Source organism: Fuerstiella marisgermanici, from assembly GCF_001983935.1.
Classification (GTDB): Bacteria; Planctomycetota; Planctomycetia; order Planctomycetales; family Planctomycetaceae; genus Fuerstiella; species Fuerstiella marisgermanici.
In genome coordinates this window covers 2,982,299-3,003,234 of sequence record NZ_CP017641.1, presented here as the reverse complement: position 1 = coordinate 3,003,234, position 20,936 = coordinate 2,982,299, and the positions used below count along the sequence as shown (strand labels likewise).

16 protein-coding genes are annotated in these 20,936 nt (G+C 54.8%); 8 read left to right on the top strand and 8 right to left on the bottom strand.

Going from position 1 to position 20,936, the window contains the following annotated elements; genetic code table 11:
* Window positions 1-141: 141 nt before the first annotated feature.
* Window positions 142-1,845 (top strand): PPC domain-containing protein, encoded by a 1,704-nt coding sequence (locus tag Fuma_RS11345; RefSeq protein ID WP_077024246.1) that lies wholly within the window; start codon window positions 142-144, stop codon window positions 1,843-1,845.
* A gap of 419 nt (window positions 1,846-2,264) precedes the next feature.
* On the opposite strand, the gene miaB is transcribed toward Fuma_RS11345, so the two are convergent.
* Together miaB and efp are read right to left on the bottom strand one after the other, a co-directional pair.
* Window positions 2,265-3,764, bottom strand: a complete 1,500-nt coding sequence (gene miaB / locus Fuma_RS11340) for a tRNA (N6-isopentenyl adenosine(37)-C2)-methylthiotransferase MiaB (RefSeq protein ID WP_077024245.1) — start codon at window positions 3,762-3,764, stop codon at window positions 2,265-2,267.
* Between the two features lie 180 nt (window positions 3,765-3,944).
* On the bottom strand, window positions 3,945-4,565 hold the full coding sequence (gene efp / locus Fuma_RS11335) for an elongation factor P (RefSeq protein ID WP_229360900.1): 621 nt from the start codon (window positions 4,563-4,565) through the stop codon (window positions 3,945-3,947).
* Window positions 4,566-4,636: 71 nt separating this feature from the next.
* On the opposite strand from efp, the gene epmB reads away from it, so the two are divergent.
* Both epmB and Fuma_RS11325 read left to right on the top strand, forming a co-directional pair.
* Window positions 4,637-5,707, top strand: a complete 1,071-nt coding sequence (gene epmB / locus Fuma_RS11330) for an EF-P beta-lysylation protein EpmB (protein WP_083731971.1) — start codon at window positions 4,637-4,639, stop codon at window positions 5,705-5,707.
* Window positions 5,708-5,819: 112 nt separating this feature from the next.
* The gene (locus tag Fuma_RS11325; RefSeq protein WP_077024244.1) at window positions 5,820-6,062 is read left to right on the top strand and encodes a DNA gyrase inhibitor YacG; all 243 of its coding nucleotides are present in this window, start codon (window positions 5,820-5,822) and stop codon (window positions 6,060-6,062) included.
* 517 nt (window positions 6,063-6,579) lie between these two features.
* On the opposite strand, the gene Fuma_RS11320 is transcribed toward Fuma_RS11325, so the two are convergent.
* From Fuma_RS11320 to Fuma_RS35690, 3 genes are all read right to left on the bottom strand, one after another.
* A complete protein-coding gene (locus Fuma_RS11320) occupies window positions 6,580-7,800 on the bottom strand; it encodes a hypothetical protein (RefSeq protein ID WP_077028237.1) in 1,221 nt (406 codons plus the stop codon).
* 66 nt (window positions 7,801-7,866) lie between these two features.
* On the bottom strand, window positions 7,867-10,509 hold the full coding sequence (locus Fuma_RS11315) for an ATP-binding protein (RefSeq protein WP_077024243.1): 2,643 nt from the start codon (window positions 10,507-10,509) through the stop codon (window positions 7,867-7,869).
* Window positions 10,510-10,701: 192 nt separating this feature from the next.
* A complete protein-coding gene (locus Fuma_RS35690; RefSeq protein WP_179954436.1) occupies window positions 10,702-10,998 on the bottom strand; it encodes a hypothetical protein in 297 nt (98 codons plus the stop codon).
* A gap of 209 nt (window positions 10,999-11,207) precedes the next feature.
* On the opposite strand from Fuma_RS35690, the gene Fuma_RS11305 reads away from it, so the two are divergent.
* Genes Fuma_RS11305 through Fuma_RS11295 form a run of 3 tightly spaced genes read left to right on the top strand, consistent with a single transcriptional unit; the run spans window position 11,208 to window position 13,240 of the window.
* Window positions 11,208-12,119: a dihydrodipicolinate synthase family protein gene (locus tag Fuma_RS11305; RefSeq protein ID WP_077024242.1), complete on the top strand. Its 912-nt coding sequence runs from the start codon at window positions 11,208-11,210 to the stop codon at window positions 12,117-12,119.
* 1 nt (window position 12,120) lies between these two features.
* Window positions 12,121-13,002, top strand: a complete 882-nt coding sequence (locus Fuma_RS11300; protein WP_077024241.1) for a hypothetical protein — start codon at window positions 12,121-12,123, stop codon at window positions 13,000-13,002.
* Window positions 13,003-13,012: 10 nt separating this feature from the next.
* The gene (locus Fuma_RS11295) at window positions 13,013-13,240 is read left to right on the top strand and encodes an FmdB family zinc ribbon protein (protein ID WP_077024240.1); all 228 of its coding nucleotides are present in this window, start codon (window positions 13,013-13,015) and stop codon (window positions 13,238-13,240) included.
* Window positions 13,241-13,250: 10 nt separating this feature from the next.
* Here Fuma_RS11295 and Fuma_RS11290 read toward each other — a convergent pair whose 3' ends face one another.
* The 3 genes from Fuma_RS11290 to modA are packed head-to-tail and all read right to left on the bottom strand — an operon-like array spanning window position 13,251 to window position 16,492.
* Window positions 13,251-13,901: an ABC transporter ATP-binding protein gene (locus Fuma_RS11290; protein ID WP_077024239.1), complete on the bottom strand. Its 651-nt coding sequence runs from the start codon at window positions 13,899-13,901 to the stop codon at window positions 13,251-13,253.
* 51 nt (window positions 13,902-13,952) lie between these two features.
* On the bottom strand, window positions 13,953-14,834 hold the full coding sequence (locus Fuma_RS11285; protein ID WP_229360899.1) for an ABC transporter permease: 882 nt from the start codon (window positions 14,832-14,834) through the stop codon (window positions 13,953-13,955).
* Window positions 14,831-16,492 (bottom strand): molybdate ABC transporter substrate-binding protein, encoded by a 1,662-nt coding sequence (gene modA / locus Fuma_RS11280; RefSeq protein ID WP_145944110.1) that lies wholly within the window; start codon window positions 16,490-16,492, stop codon window positions 14,831-14,833. Before modA ends, Fuma_RS11285 begins: the two co-directional genes overlap by 4 nt.
* A gap of 268 nt (window positions 16,493-16,760) precedes the next feature.
* Here modA and Fuma_RS11275 point away from each other — a divergent pair, with 268 nt between their 5' ends.
* Complete coding sequence (locus Fuma_RS11275) at window positions 16,761-19,373, top strand: PSD1 and planctomycete cytochrome C domain-containing protein (protein WP_158520947.1); 2,613 nt, start codon at window positions 16,761-16,763, stop codon at window positions 19,371-19,373.
* A gap of 16 nt (window positions 19,374-19,389) precedes the next feature.
* Window positions 19,390-20,835 carry a DUF1501 domain-containing protein gene (locus tag Fuma_RS11270; RefSeq protein WP_077024236.1) on the top strand — a complete coding sequence of 482 codons (1,446 nt, stop codon included), beginning with the start codon at window positions 19,390-19,392 and terminating at the stop codon, window positions 20,833-20,835.
* Window positions 20,836-20,936: the final 101 nt, after the last annotated feature.

Genomic DNA, 20,936 nt, shown 5'->3' with positions numbered 1-20,936 from the left:
GGTTGCGCGGCAACGCAAAGAACTCGGATGACATGGGTTATTCGGCAGAGTACCATCTGGCTCCCGCCATTTGATCTGCGCATTGGAAAAACCGCCGAGCTGGTCCCCTCGATACTCCTTCCTCCCTGCAAATAGCCAACCATGCACCTTTTCAGCCCTTTTCCCGCCTTCCGATGGATTCACTCCGGCAGCCTTTTAGTGATTGCTTCGTTGACGCTCGCGTCACCCAGCAGTGCGGCGGAACAACCGACGATTGATCGTTTTTTTCCGCCGGGGGCACAGCGAGGGACGTCGGTTGATGTGAAGCTGACCGGCAAGCCAGGCGACGGTGAATTGAAAGTTTGGTCGGACGCCGGGCAGTTGACGTTTGAGTTCTCTGAGAAGAAGGATTCCGCCAAAGTGACGGTTCCGGACGATGCCACGCCTGGGATTCACTGGTTGAGGTTTTACAACGAAACAGGCGCGTCGGAGTTGCGGCCATTCTTTGTGGGCGTGGCGTCTGAAGTGGCCGAAGTCGAGCCCAATAACGAGGTCGGGGCTGCTCAAGCAATTGAACAGGCAACGGCGGTCGTGAACGGAGTGCTGGCGAAGTCTGGCGACGTCGATACGTACAGCCTTAATTTAAAAGCCGGGACAACTTTGGTGGCATCGATGCAGGCCAACCGCGATCTCGGTTCGCCGATGGATGGCGTGCTTCGAATCCTCGGACCAAACGGTGCTGTGGTTGCTCACAATGACGACGACCATGGCTTCGACCCGCAACTCGCGTTTGAAGTACCGGCCGACGGAACCTACTTTGTTCGCACGTTTGCTTTTCCTGCGACGCCGAACAGCACCATTCGATTGGCCGGCGGGGCGACTTACGTCTATCGCCTGACACTGACAACTGAAGCGTTCGTGGACTACACGGTGCCAGCGATGGTCGATGCGTCAGCCACCAGCGAAGTCGCGTTGCACGGTTGGAACCTTCCGAATAATTCGCCGCCGCTGGTCGTGCCAATATTCCAGACACGGGCAGTCACGTTAACCGGGGACTTTGCGAATGTCGTGCAACTGTCTGCCAGTGGCAGTCCGTCGATTGTTGAGGAGGCAGCACAAAAAGAGCCATTGAAACTGCCTGTTGCTGTGACCGGCATCATTTCGGAACCCGGCCAAACAGATCAGTATTCGTTTGAAGGCAAGAAGGGACAGAAGCTGACGATTGCAGTTGCCAGCCGTGCTCTGCATTCGCCACTCGATCCCGTGTTGTCGATTAAAGACGCCAAGGGCAGCGAACTAAAACAGGTTGACGATCGCAGTCGGGAAGACCTTGATGCAGAAGCGTCGGTGACTTTAAAAACGGACGGCACGCACACGATTACCGTCACCGATCGGTTCAGCCACGGCGGCTCGCGATTTTTCTATGTGCTCACATGTGCTGAAACGAAGCCAGGGTTCACCGCAAAGGCGAAAGCGACCGCATTTACTTTTGCAGACGACAAGCCCGTAGAAATTCCGATTGATGTTGCTCGCCAAAACGGCTTGTCTGAGGAAATCGAATTCACGGCCGAAGGGTTGCCAGACGGAGTCACTGCGGAGCCCGCCGTTTCCACGAAAGACGGTGATGCAGCCAAGAAGGTGACTCTAAAGCTGGTTCGTGCCAGCGAAGCCAAGGCATTCAGCGGGACGTTTCGGATTGTCGGCCGGTCGAAGGACTCAAAGATCGAAACAAGCGTCGTGGCACCGGTCGCAAAATTGACGGCGGAAGCAGAACACCTTTGGCTAACCGTGCCGAAAGGGCCTGAGCCCAAAGAACCTGAACCTGCAGAAGCTGAGCCCGCGGCTGAAGAGTCTAAGACCCCGTAGTCAAACCTGCGTGCGATTTACAACTTGTGTGTTTCACTCGCCCGTTTCAGAGATCGTGCGGCTTTCGAATTTGGGCCGCTCAGTTGTACCTCTCCCCGGCGAAGCCGTTTGGGGGAGTTCGGACGGAGTGAAACAACGTCCGGGAGGGGGCCAATCACGTTCCGCGTCCGTCCCTCCCCCGATCTTGCTTCGCTCGATCGACCCCTCCCACAATAAATTGTGGGAGGGGGTGAAGCGACCGTGACCACGACTTGTTCTCGTTGTGGTTGAATCTGCTCCATTTTTTACCACGGACTGCCGTTTTCCAAAGCCGCACGGTCTTTCACGCGGGAGCGTGAAAGTGGTTCGCCACACAACCCCTAAACCAGCGCCTCGTGAACCGCGCGTTCCACGCATTCACGGCTGTTTGGTTAGCGTTCTTAACCAATCACTGGCAGCAATGAGGACGAGCCGTGCTGCACTTCTCGCGTGACGATCGAACCGATCAGAGTCGTGCCGGTGCAGTCATGAACTTCGATCTCGGCATTGGTACCGGCCAGGCGAGGGTTGCCGTCGAAAGCGACGATGCGGTCGCATTCGGAGCGGCCCATAAGCTGAACCGCCAAGGGATCGCCGGGCACGGAAACGTCTTCGCCGCGAGCGGCCTTCTTTTCGGCCGTCTTGCTGACACCTTCGACCAGCACGTTGACTCGCCGTCCGATGAATTCAGCGTTGTCTTCTTCGCTGATGGCGTTCTGCACGTCCAGCATTTCGTTGTTGCGACGCTTTTTGACCTCTTCCGGAATGTTATCCGGCAGGTTGTCGGCCGCTCGAGTACCGGGGCGTTCGCTGTATTTGAAAATGAAACTGTTCTTGAAGCGGTATTCGCGAATCGCGTCCAGGCTTCGCTGATGAGCTTCCTCGGTTTCATCGCTGAAGCCGACAATAAAGTCGCTCGACACACTGCAGCCAGGAATCGTCTCGTTGATGCGGTGCATCATCTCACGATAGTCCTCAACCGTGTAGCCGCGTTTCATCAGCTTTAGCTGTTCATCGCAGCCGTGTTGCAACGGTACGTGCAGGTATTTGACAGCCTTCGGCAGATCGCGGACGGCCTGCAGCAGGTCGTCGGTCATGTCTTTGGGATAGCTGGTTACGAAGCGGATGCGTTCGATACCAGGCACGTTGTTGATGGCGTAGATCAGGTCAGACAACCGGTGCAGACGGCCGTCTTCTGTGTGCTTGTAGCTGTTTACGGTCTGCCCCAGCATGCAGACTTCTTTGACGCCCTGTTCTGCCAGCACTTTGACTTCGCTAAGAATCTGCGACGGCGGCCGGCTTTGTTCCGGGCCACGAGTTGTCGGCACAACGCAATAGGTGCAAAACTTGTCGCAACCGATCATGATGCGAACGAACGCCTGAAACGGCGTGGGCCGCATTTCTGGATCTCGCAGCGGATCGTAGCTTTGAAAGCTGCTAGAAATCTCGGCCACCGAACCATCTCGACGGCCCAGGCTAACGGCTTTCTGCTGTTGGCGCTTTGGCGAATCGCGAGTCTCCCGGATCAGACCGGGAATCTCCGCCAACTGGCCGGTGCCGACGACGATGTCGACGTGCGGAGCCTTCTTAAAGATCAGTTCCTGATCCTTTTGAGCCATGCAGCCCAACACGCCGATCACTTTTTGCGGCGCCGTGCGTTTGGCGTATTTCAGGCGTCCCAGCGAGCTGTAGATTTTATGTTCCGCGTGCTCTCGAACGCTGCACGTGTTGAACAAAAGTGTGTCGGCGGCTTTGGGGTCGTCGGTTAATTCGTAGCCGTCTTTGCGCAACGCGGCCACGACCAGTTCGCTGTCCAGCATATTCATCTGGCAGCCCACGGTTTCGATGTACAGCTTGCCGTTGTGTGAAGCGGCGGTTTCAGTGGTGGAAGTGGAAGACATAAATGTAGTAAACCGGTCGGTTTCTATTGAAACTGACTCAACAGAGAATTCGCTGACCAAATCACCAGTGCGAGTCCAGCGACGGTCAGAAGCAATTCAAGTGCGATCATTTTTGTCACTCCATTGACAGTTGTCATGTACGACAGCCCCGACCAGTCTCGATCGGCCGTCGTACATATCTTACGACGACACTCGTTCTACGTATGCGCCACCTTCGACATCGATTTTGACCTTGTCACCTTCGCGAATGAAGGCGGGCACCTGAGCTTCTGCGCCACATTCCAGAGTGGCCGCTTTGGTGACGTTGGTGGCCGTGTCGCCCTTGGCGGCGGGTTCTGTGTAAGTGACTTCCTGAATCACATACTGCGGCGGCGACATGCTGATCAGTTGTCCGTTGAAGAACAGCAACTGAACGGGCGAACCTTCCATCAGGAAGGTCATCTGATCACCGCACACAGCGGCGGGAAGGCCGTATTGTTCGAACGTGTCGTTGTCCAGAAAATAGAAGTTGTCGCCATCGCGGTACGAGTACGCGCCATCGCTGCGATGCACGTCGGCTTCGTCCAGGCTGTCGCCGCTACGGAAGGTGCGGTCCAGCATTCCGCCTTTCAGCAAGTTGCGAAGCCGCGTTTTGTACAGAGCCTGGCCTTTTCCCGGCTTGACGAAGTTGATCTCAACAATCTCATACGGATCGTCATTGATCAGAACTTTGCCGCCCTTCTTTATTTTCTCGACCGGTGTGCCCATTGGTGTGGTTCTCTGTTTGTGATACTGTTTTAATCGCGAGACGGCATCCGCCATGGTTGCGGCAGTTCCGCCCGCTGTGTTTTCGTGCGGGATGCTAGCACAAGACAACACCTGAGTGAATCCTGATGTCCACCGTTCCGGCCGCAAATCCCGTGATATCCGGCCTGTCCCGGGCCCAATCCGGCGAGGCTGCCGGCGAACCGGAATCGTGGCAGCGGCAACTGGCAGCCGCCATTCGCGACCCCGCCGTACTGCTGAAAACGCTGGACTTACCGGCTGACACGGTCAGCACTCCGTTGGTTCCCGTCGAAGGTGGTCAGCCCGCATTCCCGCTGCTGGTACCGCTCAGCTTCGTCAATCGCATGCAGCCGGGAAACCGCAACGACCCGCTGCTGAAGCAGGTTTTGCCCCTCGCTGAGGAACAGGAGGCAGTTCCAGACTTCGTGGCGGATCCGGTCGGCGATTCGGCCGCAAAGGTGGCTCCGGGGCTGCTGCAGAAGTACCACGGGCGAGCCCTTCTGGTGACGACCGGAGCGTGCGCTGTTCATTGCCGATACTGCTTTCGCCGCGAATATCCGTACCACGACGAACCTCGCCGCATGTCCGACTGGCAGCCCGCCTTAAACGCGATTGCGGATGACAATTCGGTCACGGAGGTAATTCTCAGCGGTGGCGACCCACTCATACTAAACGACGGTCGCCTGGCCGAGCTGTTTGGTCACATCGACGCAATTCCGCACGTCGAACGCATTCGCATTCACACCCGGCTGCCAATTGTGTTGCCGGCCCGCGTCACGCCTGAGTTACTAAAACTGCTAAACGGGCTTCGCAGTCAGCCCGTGTTTGTCGTGCATGCCAATCACGGCCACGAAATCGCGGACGACTGTCGCGATGCTTTGCGGCAACTTGTCAGCAGCGGGATTCCAACGTTGAACCAGGCCGTCCTGCTGAAGGGCATCAATGATTCGGCCGATGTGCTGGAAGATCTTTGCCGGCGATTGATCAACATCGGGGTCATGCCGTACTATCTGCATCAGCTCGACAAAGTCATCGGGGCGGCTCATTTTGAAGTTCCCGTTGCGGTCGGTCTCGGCTTAATTGACGAACTGGGCCGCAGACTTCCCGGATACGCCGTGCCGAAGTTCGTGCAGGAAATCGCGGGCGAAACGGGCAAGACGCCGCTGATCACACTATAGAACAGTTTACCAATTATTGTGGACGGTTCAGGCTCGTGGGAAACCGCCTCCATGGTTTGAAGTGCATGTCCCACGGCCACAAATCAGCCATCTTCGCTGTAGCAACTCTATCATGATCAAACCTCACAACTGCCCCGTTTGCGAAAAGACGTTCAACACGTCAGACGAAGCTGGCAAGTCACACTTTCCATTCTGCAGCCAACGCTGCCGTCAGGTGGACCTGTTTCGCTGGTCGGAGGGCCGCTACGCCGTTGTCGAAGACATCGACCCAATGGTCGCCGAATTCCTCCGAGACGATCCCAACATCACCGTGCAGGGCGAAGGCATCGAAGGCGGACAAGATTCAGAACCGTAGAGCAATGTAGCTCGAGGCTTGCATGGAATGCGCGTGAATTCGTGGCGGTCCAAGACGTTCACGGCCTTCATTGTTCGCCAATCAGCCGTTCCCTTATACTTCGACCACACTGGCCCCTCGCCACCCCATTCATCTTTGTTTGCGTCCGGAAAGTAGAATGCCTGTTAGCGGGATTTCTCAGGAAAGCCAGGGCCATGTGTTCAGAAATGAGGCAGTCGTTACTGCAATTAAGACTACGTGCCGCATTCTTTGTCGCTGTAGGGCTCAGGGGAGCGCGGCCCAGAAGTCAGGAGCGACGCTGCAGCATGTGTTGGATCGGTTGGGCTCAGGATAAATGGTGCCACCCACTTGTTAGTCGGCGCAGGGCGAAAATAGCAATGCTGACATTCGGGATGAACTGACCGAGGCAATCCAGTTCGCCAGTGAATCGTTGAATGTCAAATAGACTGTTTCGGACACCTTCTTCGCCCCACGGTCGATGGGCTGGTACCAAACACCTTGAACGCCAAGAGTTTAGCTAACCAGCTTTTTGAAACGAGAGGACCACTTCTGTTCTCATTCGCCCTTGGAGGTTCTCACCTGACTTCGTAGAAGATGGAGGAGGAAGGTAACGGCGATTAGGCGGAAGTTCGCGTATTTGTTCAGTTATCAAACGCAATTTCGTGTTTTCAGCGAGCGAACGAGCAGCTGTCGAATTCTCTACAAACTCGCCTTTCAGGTTGCTGTTGCCAATCACGTAGACAGCCCGACCCATCGGCTTAAGAACTCTAGCGACCTCAAGTATTGCTGATTTCATGTCCGTTACGTATCGAGTCAGCATCAATTTGTTCCGATCTGAAACATTCTTGAGATTACACATTTCGCTCATGGCCCGCTCAACCATTTCGCACGGAGGCTCTGATTTAGAGATCCGGTCAGTACCAATGCTGTCTGATCGAATATCGCGTAAAGACGAAATCGTGTAGCCCATCCACACCAACGAAAATTTGCTGCAACGCATATAATCAATCATGTTCAAATAAGGGGGCGAAGTGACTACTAGATCAATAGTTTCTTTTTTTAATGGAATGTTCTTGGCGTCACCGAGCCGAAGATCTGCGCGCGGCCCAGAACCTTTCGAATGCTGTGTTGGGCAGTTTTCCGCAACTCGATTCACCGCGCCTAAAAAACCTGTGAACGGCTTTAATGGGGCGACTTCAAAAGCGCGATGCGGCCGGCTATGCGACATGTCCATTGCGCGCGATGCTCCGTTCTTCTTGACAATAATCAACCTAGAAAAGCCCGCCCAAAGCACATCACGGACATCTTGATTTTGGACGCGGCCAATACATTTTGCCAAACAGTGAAGCTGCTTCCTCGCATAGTCGTCGAACCAGAACCTCAAGAATTTGCGGGTCTCGTCATCGACTGTGGGATATGCTTGGCCTGATTTGCACTCACGAAAGAGCTTTCTAGCTCGATCAAGCACGATTGACGCCTTTGTTGCTACCGTTTCAGGGTCAATCGAAGTAGTCCAAGTCTTCGCGAGCAGGACGGACAACGGATCGCAATCAATCCCGATCGCACGGTGGCCGTTCGCACGGGCGACAGCAAGAACGGTTCCAGAGCCCGACATCGGATCTAATATGTTTAAACAACTGTCAGTGTCGCCGATCGCATTGAGCGCAAGATCTGGAGCCATTCTAGCGGGGAACGGATGTATGGTTTGCCTTCCGAGAATCTCGCGAATAGATTTCATTGTTATGAACGGCTCGCACACCAGTGGACGGTCAACAATTTGGACTGATTATCTGTTTTAGAGAAATCAGTCAATGCCTTCTTGTTCATCCGTAAACGTCTTGATCGCTTCGAGAACTCTTGATGGTGGGTATTCAAGCTCCACAGACTCGTCTCTCGCAACCAAAAAGCCCGGGGCCATACCCATTATAGACTTGCATATTTCTTTGATCTCTTCATCAGTTTTCCTAATTGGCCGCAATAGGATGCGAACTGAAGAGTACTTTACAAGTGCAGATTTATCGTTGATTTGTTCAGACCAGATTACGTCAAGGATTTTCTTGTAAGGCGGTTTTTTGATCTGACGGTGCGTGAGTTTTTCAATCCAATCAGCAGATTCATCTGGCAACTGGCATGTATCAAATAGATCTTTGAGCTGTGAGGGCGACAGCTGTTTTACAGGCGCGAGGCTAACAAGTTTGGCAAAGTCATTTACTCTAATCAAAGTAATCGTCTTGCCCGTGTTTTCATGGTCAGCAGTGATCTCCTTTGCGAGTGCCGAATTTTCACCTTGCGTAGTTGGAAACTCTGGTCCGACGACAACGGAATGTTCGCAACTCAACATGTCTCTGTGCCGAGCTAATGTCGAAACTCCGACCGTTTTTGCTGAGACGGTTTTAGTTTTGCTGCTTGTCTTCTTACTCTTCGCTTCCAAACTAACCGAGTAGCTCCTTGGGTTTCCGTCTTCGTCAGCGCTAAGGTGTGCATGTGCAAGTCCGTCTGGATTCCCACTTCCGCCAATTTTGCTTGCTTCAAATCCTAACGATTCGAAACAGGCAACTAATTGGTCCTCTAGATCGTCTTGGTCGTTTCTAGCGTCCTTGAGGTCTTGAGCTATGACGATGGACGTTCTTCTCCCTGAGCTGCGACCGAGGTATCGAAGTAGCTCGTCACGCTGCTTCATTGTTTCTTTAACAGCGTTGGGCTTGACGCCCGAATAAAAGAGTTGAGCCTCAAGCAATACTTCTGCCATCGCCAGCAACTGCAGTGGCCGATTATTCTTGGATGACTGAAAATTATCTGCGCTCGCCCCGACGAACGGATGGAGTCCGTTAATCCAAAGTTCACAGGATTCGATATCGTAAAGAGCAATCCCATCGCTTGGCGACAGTGACATCGAGTAGTCTACTGACGAGATTAAGTCGTCCGCACTCTCTCGGTCTTCCAATTGGGAGATGAATTCTTTTTGCGCCTTATTTGAGATGTTTGATGGGAATCTGGTGTATGCAGGCTCGAACTTTCCTTCGAAAACCGCGTTTGCCACCGCCACTAACGGTCGCCGGGTAAGGCTAGACGGGCTTCCAGCAAGCTTTTCAGAGATTTGCGATCCCGGAGTCTCACTCACGTCCCGCTCAGCTACTTTCTTGCGGGTGAAATTGAATATGCCCTGCAACAACTTTTGAACGGCGCGCCTTTTCGGCCCGTCCCGCACGCCCTCTCTCGCGGATTGAAGCTCCTCGTCTAAACTGTCAACATGGACGACAACGCGAAATCGAGAAAACGTTCCATGTGCGAGCTTGTTGCTGTCGAGTCCAAAGTATTCATCTTCAATGTTTACCAATCGACCTCGAACGTAAACAAAAAATCCATTGCTCCGACCAGTTTCTTCCGCCTTTCCACCAGTCAAAACATCGTGGAAAGCTTCGGTATAGCCAGTGACTCGCCCGAAAGTAGAATGGTACAACCCGAATGCCTTGTCTGCTTTTGCCGAGTTGTCTTTCCTTACTTTTATTCCATCTGGAGCTGGTCGCGATAGTGTCTTTATGTCTTTGCCAAGAACCCATTTGCCAATTCGACCACGTGTCTCACGACTAGATTTGACTTGTTGACCACCTAACCAAATTGCGAAGTCATCGCGCAGAGGCAAAGCCGTCGACAAGATCCATCGCAGTCTTTTTTCTTGAATTTCGTTAGCTTTCTCTTTCAGGCGCGAAAGCACTGACACGGTCCAAGACGGGGAGGACTTTTCTCCGAACAGTCGGAAATTTCCACTTGTAAACATCTTGTCAGAGAGACACCATGACAATGCATCCTTAGCTTCAACCGCCGACAACTCGCGAACGTTCAATTTCATTGGTTCTTTTGGGACGATGTCGTCTGCCATCGTATCGAGAATGGTGTAGTCCATCGTCACGACAAAGTACTTCGTGGCGCGTTTTACTCTTCGTTTGCAGATATATGAAACTTCATTCGCGAGAACGTATGTCGACAATTTGCCGATTCCAAATTTTCCAATTTGAATCCGGTCTTTCGGTGTGCTCGCCAAGTCCCGCTTGCCACTGGTGCCAATCTTCCAAAGATCTTGCAAGCCATCGACGTCCATACCTGTTCCATTGTCCGCGATTGCGATCAACGCGCTGTCATCTGTTGGGTCAACTGGCAAAAGAATTTTGACTTCGGTTGCCCCCGCGTCAAACGAATTCGTTACAAGCTCTTCGAAAGCCTTGTTCGCACTCTGGTAAAGACCTTCTGAAAACAGGCTGACAATTTTGTAACTAAGTGGGACTTCAATTTTTCTGGCAAGGGAACCCGCATTAAGAATTGCCGTTCTGGAAGCTGACGCAACGGACGCTGAATCAGGACGGCTAACCTTGGTTGCTTTCTGGGGAGGCGTCGCTTTTTCCTTCGCAGACTTACTTGTCGTCTTTTTGAGTTTTTTCTTTTTTGCCATGGGATACAAACAAAAAGTTTGAGATTGCTGATTGAAGAATGAGGTCCGAAACTTAGCTTCATTGTCAGTGGCGGCTTTTGCGCAATCAAGGACTGCGAACGGCGGGCGAGGCTTAACCAGAAACGAGTCCACGCTCACAGCGGTTCAAGAGGACTCGTAGCCTCGTCCACTACAAGCTCGCGTCCGGAAATTTTAACGTCCGATGATTCCGGGTGCCTTCGGTTTGAAGCGAAAAATGTAGAACGGTTTCGATGTCTTGTCGGTGCCGCCGTTGAGCAGTGCGCCCAAGTGGACTTGTGTGGCTGAGATGTACATGTATCCGTCGTGGTTGTAGCTGATTCCGTCCGGCCACAGCATTCGGTGGTCGGACGCCAGTTGCAAGGGGCGTAAAAGGTGGCGGGAACCGTTGTTTTGCTTCTCAATGATCTCCGGAGCCACTCCACACTCTGGCAGCATCTCCTGTGCCCGCACTTCAAAACGTCGATCCATGACGAATTCTCCTGAAGGATTCAAAACTTCAGAAGTACAATTGCCAAAATGGCTTAGATCGATGAACAGAACTTCGGGCGAAAAAAGTAGTCGAAAACACAAAAGAAACCGAGGCGTTATCGCTTCGTTGATCGCCGTATGGTGGTTCACCTATACTTCCGGCTCGGCAACTTCGCCCTGTTTCTCGTTCGCCTGTTCCCGGAATCGCAATGCAGACAACGCCCGTTACCAGCGACCAGTTTTCCAAGTCAGTACTCGCCGTGCCGCCGTTGGCGCGAGACAACCGTTTGAAAATCTGCCGGGATAACAACGAGAAGATTGTTCGTCATATCGAGGCGGGCGGCGTTTCGATGCTGCTGTACGGCGGCAACGCGAACCTGTACCACATTCGGCCGAGCGAATACGGCGAATTGCTGGACGTTTTGCAGGACGTTGCGGCGGACGACACGCTGGTGATTCCCGCCGTCGGACCGACGTATGGCACGATGATGGATCAGGCCGACGTTCTGAAAGACACGAAGTTTCCGACTGTCATGGTGCTGCCCACTAAGGCTGTGATGACTGAACCGGGCCTGATGACAGGCTTCCGACACTTTGTCGAAGCGATCGGCCGCCCGGCTGTGCTGTACATTAAAGAAGAAGGCTACATCAGTCCGGAAGGCGCGGCAGAATTGATGGAAGACGGGCTGGTGTCGTTTATTAAATACGCCATCGTAAGAGACGACCCGGCGGACGATCCGTTTCTGGAACGGCTTGTTGATCGCGTCGACCCGTCCAGAATTTGCAGCGGCATCGGCGAACAACCCGCGCTGATTCACATGAAGAAGTTCCGCTGTAGCGGCTACACCTCGGGCTGCGTCTGCGTAAATCCGGCCCTGTCACAAAAAATGCTGGCGGCCATAGTTGCAGGCGATTACGACACGGCGGAAGCCATTCGAAAACAGTTTTTGCCGCTGGAAGATTTACGCAACGAAATCAACCCAATCCGTGTCCTGCACGAAGCCGTGGCGTTAAGCGGCATTGCGGCCACGGGGCCTCACCTGCCGTTGTTGTCCGGTCTCGCCGATTCCGCTCAACCCGCTGTAAAGACGGCTGCAGTGGACCTAAAACAGCTGCAATAGGATGACTCATCCGCTTCTTCAAAACAGCTTTGGCAGTCGGCCGCAACTGCTGCAGGACGACGTGTATCCCGAAGGCATCGCGGCGCTCGACCTGGCTGCCGAAGCATCGACGCTGCTGCTGGGAACTCACACGGGAACTCTGGTGCTGCTCGACCGCAAAGGCCAGCAGCTGGCGCGGGAACGAGGCTTTGACGGCATCCAGTCTCTGGCGTGGTCCGACGCCGGTAACTTTGGCGTTGTTGCGTTGCAGGGCGGCCGCCTTCGTTGCGTCAACGAAAAGCTGGTGACGAAGTGGGAAGTGGATTTGACGGGCGACGTCATTGGCGTGGCGTTGTCCCCGTTTGGCAGTCATATCGCTGTCAGCACTGAATCGTCGCGCGTTCACATTGTGACGACCGACAAAAAGGAAGTCGCGAAGTTCGAAACCGTGCGGCCGTTGCAGTTTTTGCACTTTCTGCACGAACGAGCCGCTGTTTTGGGGGCGGCGGAATTCGGGCATCTGTGCTGCCACACTCTTGATGGTAAAGAAGAGTGGGAAGAACGGATCATGAACAACGTCGGCAACATGGCGGTGACGGGCGACGGCAAACGAATTCTGTTGTCCGCGTTCAATCACGGTGTGCAGGTGCTGAATAGTTCCGGCAAGCAAAAAGGTTCGTTTGCGATCGACGGCATCCCCGATTTTGTCGCCGTGGCACGAAATCGTCGCCGCCTGGTGGCTCGGACCATTGAACAGCGGCTATACTGGTTAAACTTCGATGGTGAAGTTTCCTGGGGAGGCGATTTGTCCGCCGACCCGCCCCTGCACCTTGCGGTCAGTCCGCTCGGCGATCGCCTGTTTGTGGCGACTCAGTCCGGGCGATTAATGCAGTTGATGTGGTGAAAGAATAAGAATGCCTCTGTTCGAATACGTTTGCGACGACTGCTACTGTGAATTCGAGATGCTGGTTGGTCCCTCCGAAAAGCCGCGCTGTCCGAAGTGCGAATCGACGAAGCTGGAGAAGCTGATGAGTGCCGCCAGTGGTCGCGTGGCCTCTGGATCGGCACTTCCGATGGCTTCCGCCTGCCCGCCACCGGAAGCTGGTCCCTGCAGTCCTCATTGCTGCCGCCTGCCCGGCTGATACAACGGAATCAGGTCGCGTCTTGCGGCGTCAGCATCTTGCCGCCTTCAAGCCGGAAAACACGATCCGCCAGCCGTTCTGCTTCGGCGGGGTTGTGAGTCACGTACAGCATCGTCACGTTAGTTTGTCGGCGAACCGTCTCCAGCAGGTCGCACATCTGTTCGCGAGTTTCAGCATCCAACGCGGACAGCGGTTCGTCCAGGCACAGCGCTTTCGGTCGAAACGACAAGGCGCGGCCTAAAGCGACTCGCTGTCCTTCCCCGCCGCTAAGCCCGGCCGGTGATCGGTCCAGCAGATGACTGATTCCCAACAGATCGGCCAGCTCTTCGACTCGATCAGCAATCGCAGCCTTCTTCGCCTTCCGAATTACCAGTGCGAAGGCCAGGTGATCTCGCACGGACATCTTTGAAAACAGAGCGCCGTCCTGAGGCACGTAGCCGATTCCGCGAACCGCTGGGTTCAGGTTCGTTACGTCCTGATCACCGATTAAAACTCGCCCGGACGCGACTGTGCGCAGGCCGATCACGCATTCCAGAATCGTCGTCTTCCCCGATCCGGTCCGCCCCATCAACACGCCGCATTCGCCAGCCGGGATCACAAACGAAACGCCGTCAAGGGAAAACGCGCCAGCGGAGATTCTAATGTCGGCGACTGTGATCATAAGGATGTGAATTGAAAAATGGTCAATGGAAACATCATCTCAAATCCCTCGTCACCTGCTGCCGCCAAATACGCGAGTCAAAATCAGCACGGCGACAGCAGCGGCCACCATAATCAGTGACACCGCAACGGCGGCTTCGATGTTGCCAACGTTCATCTCGAGAAACACGGTCGTCGACAGCACTTCGGTTTTCATCCGAGTCGCACCCGCAAAAATCAGCAGCGGACCGAATTCGCCCAGTGATCGTGCCCACGCCAACGTGAACGCCGTCATGATTCCCTGAGTTGCTTCTGGCAGGACGACAAGGCCGAACGCCTGAGCTTTCGAGCTTCCCAGCGCAATCGCCACTTGTTCGCAGCGCGGATCAATATGGTCGAACGTCGACTTCATCGTTCGCACGGCAAACGCACAGGCCACAGAAAACTGAGCCAGCACAACAGCCGGAATCTGATACACGATATCGCGAGCGACAAAGGCGAACGGTCGAAACTGAAACAGAATCAGAAGGCTAAGGCCGACCACCAGCGGCGGCAACACGATGGGCACATCCAGCACGGCATCCAGCAATCGCTTGCCGGGAAAATTGTGACGTGACAGCAGGTAACCAATCGGCACGGCGAACAGTACAGACAGCACCGCCGCCAACGTGCAGGAAATCAGACTCAAGCGAATTGAATATTGAATCTTCGGATCAGCCAGAGCGACTGAAATCGGATTGTTCGACCACATGGCTTGCCACGGATCGGCCGCTTCAGACGCTGCATCGATTGTCTTTTCGGCCACATACCAAACGTCAGCCAGCAGCATGGCGACGATCAGAAACACGTATGTGCCGCTCAGAATCACCATGCAGGCATAGAATATCCGGTTCGAAATCGCGATGTTTCCAACGTCCGGAACAGCCGCCGATTCGATCTTCGGCCCTGACGTCATTGAGCCGCGCCCGAATCGCCACTGCCGTTCTCAGTCGCGGTGCTGCCAGCCTTACCTTTTTGCGGCAGGCGAAAATGGAAGCCAGCGGCTTCAAACGAATCGGCCGAATCCGCGAGGCGTTGAAAAAGTCGGCGAACCAGATACTTGTGATCGCTGGTCCTGGCGATGCTGAATGGTTGAACCGCGAGGTTTTGTTGCGACTTGAGATGGACGATGTCGACGTCGTCTGTATTTGGCAGAGCGTCTGTGATGTAAACCAAGGCGGCGTCGACATGCCCGGCCACCACGTCCGGAACCAGCAACGCGGACGACATTTTTTCCACCACGACTTCGCCGTCTGCTTTCTGCTTTTCCTTTAGGCGGTCGTACAGGCCTTCGGCTTCAAACAACCGCCGCGTTAACGCTCCAATGGTGCACTGCTTCGGCTGACCCAAAGCGACTCGAATGCCGGGCTTCACGAAATCTTCCAGGCTTTGCACTTCTTTGCTGCCCCTGGGCACGGCAATCACCAGTTCTACATCAGAGATATCCACATCGTCCTGAAACCAGTCCCTCACGTTTTCCAGGTAGTAGCGGTCGCACGCCAGGTAGACATCGGGAAAACCGTGCTCGGTCGATTGGTTTTCGATGGCTTTCATTTGAGTCGTAAGAATGCCGCAGCCGTTGTATTCGGTGGTCACAGAAACGCCTTCGCGCTTTTGGAAGTCATCAACAATCGCTTCGACGGCTCGCCGGTTCACCGCTCCGCAGTAGAACGAAATTTCCGGCCGTTCGCTCCAGACGTCGCCATCAATGGGACGAGTTCCATACTTTTCGAACGTTTTCAATCCGCGGTCTCGGCTGGTTAAAAAACGCGCGAACCGCAAGGCGGCCGTCGGATCGACCGAAGATTTCAGCACTGCGACGCTCACTAAATTCGGGTCTGTTTCGAATTCGGGTATCGTGACCGCCTTCAGGTCTTCAGCATATTTTGGCATCGCGACGGTCGAGTCCCACACCAAAGCGGCATCGACGGCGCCGAGTTTCACGTCGTTGGCGACTTCGTTAACCGTGGGCTTGAAGACACCGTCTGTGGTGACACGTTCTTCCAACTGTTGCCAACGGTTCGTGCCGTCGACTTCGATTTTTTCAAGCTGCTTGCGAATGGCTTTGCCAACCGCGGCCTGATCCGGATTTCCCATCGCCACCGCCACGCCGGGCTCCAACAAATCGGCGAGTGATGAAATTTTCTTTTCGCTGTCTTTGCGAACCGCCACGACCGGCCGCTGATGAGCAATCGGAATCGTTTCGGCCGCCAATCCTTCTTCGACGGCGAGGTCTGTGTAGAAATCGTCGGCTGCGATATACAGGTCGCCTTCGGCAAAGCGATTGACCTGCAACTGATTCAGCAAAGTGTTTGAGCCGGCGAACTGAAGTTGAATGGCGATGCCATATTCCTGCTGGTACGCCTGAGCCACTTCTTCCACGGGCACTCGCAAACCTGCCGCACAATGGACGATAAGTTTGGTGGTGCCGTCGTCCGTTTCAGCGGGCCGCTGCCGCAGCAGGGCGACCAGCACCACAACCAGGGCCGCTCCGGCCAGCAGCATGGCCCACAACAGATTGATTCGACCCGGGCGGCGGACGCATTCCGGTCGGTATTGCAAAAGTCGTTGCATGGTGGAATTGTGGGCAGAAATTAGCAGGAAGGCGGTTGCGGGTGGGAGCGCATTTTGGCGAGCCAGATTGTGAAACAGCACTCTATCTCTCAGGCGAACGGATCTCAACCAACGATTCGTCGTTGTTGCTGGCACCCGAACGGAGCATCGGTTGCGGGAATTCGTCGACGAAGGTCGAATTAGCGGCTACAATTGAACGTCGACGCTGTCGGCACTTCGCCGAGCGTTCCCGCCTCCATCCTTCTCGCCCGCCAATATGCCTACTGTTTTGCCACGCCCTGTCTCGGCGCGATTGCTTGTTGTTTGCTGTTGTCTGGCAGCATCACTTCAACCAGCGCGGGCTGACGAACGAGAACAATTCTTCGAAAAACAGATTCGTCCGCTGTTGATCGACAATTGTGTCAGCTGCCACGGACCGGACAAGCAGGAAGGTGACCTGCGGCTGGATTCTCGACAGCAGATGCTGGTCGGCACAAACGACGTCGATGCATTGGTGAAGCCGGGCCACGCCGACGAAAGTCGCCTGCTGCAGGTGATTCAGTATTCCGAAGACGACACTCAAATGCCGCCCAAGGCAAAACTTTCCGACCGCCAGATCGACCTCGTGCGGCACTGGATCAGTGAAGGAGCCGTCTGGCCGGAAGCTCACGACTTCGGTGCCGCGAATGCCGTCGACGTTAACGCGTGGCAGCAGCATTGGGCTTTTCAGCCGATTGCTGATCCGCCAATACCTGAGATCCCCGGCGCTGCTCAACACCCGATCGATCGATTTGTTCGCCAACGTTTGATGGCGGAAGGCATCAGTCCGTCTAGGCCAGCGGACGGTCGTACGTTAGTGCGACGGTTGTCGTACGCGATTATCGGATTGCCGCCGACGCTTGATGACTTGAATGCAGTAGACGGATTGGACGACGACGCAGCGCTTCAAAACTGGCTGACTCAGTACACCGATCGCCTGCTGGCCACGCCTCAGTTTGGCGAACGCTGGGCTCGCTACTGGCTGGATATCGCTCGCTATGCGGACACCAAGGGCTACGTGTTCCAGGAAGATCGCAACTACAAAGACGCGTGGCGGTATCGCGAATGGGTGATCAAATCGCTCAACGACGACATGCCGTACGACGAATTCTTAACCCGTCAAATCGCCGCTGATCGAATGGCGGGTTCAGACGATCCCGTTCAACTGGCTGCGATGGGCTTTCTGACGCTCGGCCGACGCTTTCTAAACAACAAGCACGACATCATTGACGACCGCATCGACGTGCTGTCGCGAGGAACCATGGCGATGACGGTCGCTTGTGCTCGCTGCCACGACCACAAATTCGATCCGATTCCGACTGCTGATTACTATTCGTTGTATGGTGTGTTTGCATCGTCGCATGAACCCAAAGAGGGCAAGTCGCCGCTGCAATTGGCCGATCTTCCAAAACCGCATGAACCGTACGTGTTTGTGCGTGGCGGTGCAGGCAACCGCGGCCCGAAAGTGTCGAGACACTTTTTGACGGCGCTGTCAGAAGGCGAGCCGGCGCCGTTCACCGATGGTAGTGGACGTTTGGAATTGGCAAAAGAAATTGCCAGCCCACAAAATCCGCTGACCGCGCGAGTTGCCGTGAATCGCGTTTGGTTGAGGCTGTTTGGTCACGGGCTGGTAGATTCACCCAGCGACTTCGGTGTCCGCACGTCGCCACCTTCGCACCCGGAATTGCTCGATCATCTGGCGACGTACTTCATTAACCACAACTGGTCACGAAAAGCGGTGATCCGCTACATTCTCCAGTCCGGAACCTGGCGGCAAAGCAGCGCGCCGCGCGAGGATGTCGCTCAACGAGATCCGGAAAACCGACTGCTGGCGAGGATGACGCGACGGCGACTCGACTTTGAAGCTTTCCGAGACTCCGTTTTAAGCGTCGCGGGCAATCTGGATACAACGATCGGCGGCGAATCGGCAGACATCACGTCTGAACCCTTCACCAATCGCCGCACGGTGTATGCGCAAATCGACCGTCAAAACCTGCCCGGAGTTTTCCGCACGTTCGACTTCGCCAGCCCGGACACTCATGCACCCAAGCGGTTCGAAACGACCGTCCCGCAGCAGGCGTTGTTCCAGTTAAACAGCCCGTTCATCATGGAACAGGCGCGGCGATCGGCGGATGCGGTCGCTGATCAACCGGACTCTGACGCTGTGAATAACCTGTATCAAGCGATCCTGAAGCGCCAGCCTGAAGCTCAGGAAGTGGCAGCTGCAGCTCAGTTTCTGACAACGGCGACAGAAGTCGTTCCGAAGGGGACCGCGTCTTCCGGCTGGCACTACGGTTACGCCGAAATCACTCCAGAGATGAACCGCGTTCTCAAGTTCGAACCGTTTCCTGTATTTCACGAAAATCGTTGGGCGGGCGGATCAAAGCTGCCGGATCCAAAACTTGGCTGGTGCAGTCTGTCGAGCAAAGGTGGTCACGCGGGTGGTGATCTGGGTCGCTGTCCGGATCGTCGCTGGGTGTCTGATCGCGATTGTCAAATTCGCATCGAAAGCACTCTGAAGCACGCCAGCGAAAAAGGCGATGGCGTGTCAGGTCATGTGATCAGTACAGGGCAGCCCGTTCAGTCGGCGTCCGCTCATAACAAGTCAGTCAACCTGAATGTCGACGAAGTGGATTTGAAAGCAGGCGACGTTGTCGATTTCGTCATTCATTGCGGAGCCAACGAAAGTTTCGACAGCTTCGACTGGAAGATTGTCATTAAGCAATCGGTCGACGGCACAATCGTTCGGACGTGGGATTCTGTGTCAGAATTCTCAGGGGCACGAAGCAGTGACCGACTGTCACCGGCTGCCCAGTTGGCTCAGACGTTGCTGCTGACCAACGAGTTTTTGTTTGTGGATTAACTTTAGGCACACAGTCATGTCTTCAAACTATTTCCCTACCTGTCCCAACATCGCGACCAGCCGCCGCGACATGTTGTCTCGTTGCGGCATGGGAATGGGAGGTCTTGCGTTGGGAAGTTTGTTGGCGACAGAAACCGCGAAGGCTGCGCCGGCGAGCAACAACCCGATGCTGCCGAAGAGTCCTCAGTTTCCGGCCAAAGCGAAACGAGTCATCCATCTATTCATGAACGGCGGACCATCGCAGGTGGACACGTTCGACCCGAAGCCGGCGTTGGAAAAGTACGTTGGAAAGTCTGTGCCGGGTGGCAACCTGAAGACGGAACGACCAACCGGATCAGCGTTGCCGTCTCCGTTTCGGTTTCGAAAGTATGGTGAAAGCGGGATCGAAGTCAGCGAACTGTTTCCGAACGTGGCACAAAGTATCGACGACATTGCCGTCATTCGATCGATGCATGCTGACGTACCCAATCACGAACCGTCGTTGCTGTTAATGAACTGCGGCGAATCGCGGCTGGTGCGGCCCAGCATGGGATCGTGGCTGACTTACGGTCTGGGCACCGACAACCAGAATTTGCCAGCCTTCGTGTCAATGTGCCCCGGCGGCTATCCGATTCAGGAATCGCAGAACTGGCAGTCCGGATTTCTGCCGGGCGTTTTTCAAGGCACGTACGTCGACACAAAGAACACTCAGATTGAACAGCTGATCGCCAACATTCGCAACGATCGCATTATGCCGCGGCAGCAGGCCATGCAGCTGGACCTGTTGCGAACATTAAACGCTCGGCACCTGGAAAGCCGTACGGGTGATGCCCAGCTAGAATCTCGTATTCAGTCGTTTGAACTGGCGTATCGCATGCAGATGGAAGCGGCTGAGGCCTTCGACATTTCGCGAGAACCCAAGCACATTCGCGACATGTACGGGGACGGATTGCATTCGCGTCAGATTCTGATGGCTCGTCGGCTGGTCGAACGCGGTGTCAGGTTTGTGCAGGTCTGGCACGGGGCCGGTCAGCCCTGGGACAACCACGATGACATCGAAGTTAATCACCGTCGACTGGCCAAACAGTGCGACCAGGCGATTGGAGCATTGCTAAAGGATCTGAAACAGCGCGGCATGCTGGAAGATACGCTGGTGATTTGGGGCGGCGAATTTGGCCGAACGCCCGTTGTCGAAATGCCCAAAAAGGGATCGAATCAGGGGAAAATCAACGGGCGAGACCACAATCACTGGGGGTTTTCGATGTGGATGGCGGGTGGCGGCGTGCGCGGCGGCTACGTTCACGGAGCGACCGATGAGTTTGGTTTTCGTGCTGTTGAAGACAAAGTTCACGTTCACGACCTTCATGCGACGATCCTTAAATTAATGGGCTTTGATCACGAATCCTTCACTTATCACTACGCCGGCCGTGATTTTCGGCTCACAGACGTGCATGGTACGGTGGTTGATCCGTTGATCGCGTAGATCCCGTTCGCCGAACCGGGAATGCGGGTAACGCATCCGGGTTTCTGAAGAATAACGTTTTGCGGGTGTGTCGTTTGCGCACTATAGTTCGCCGGTAGGGA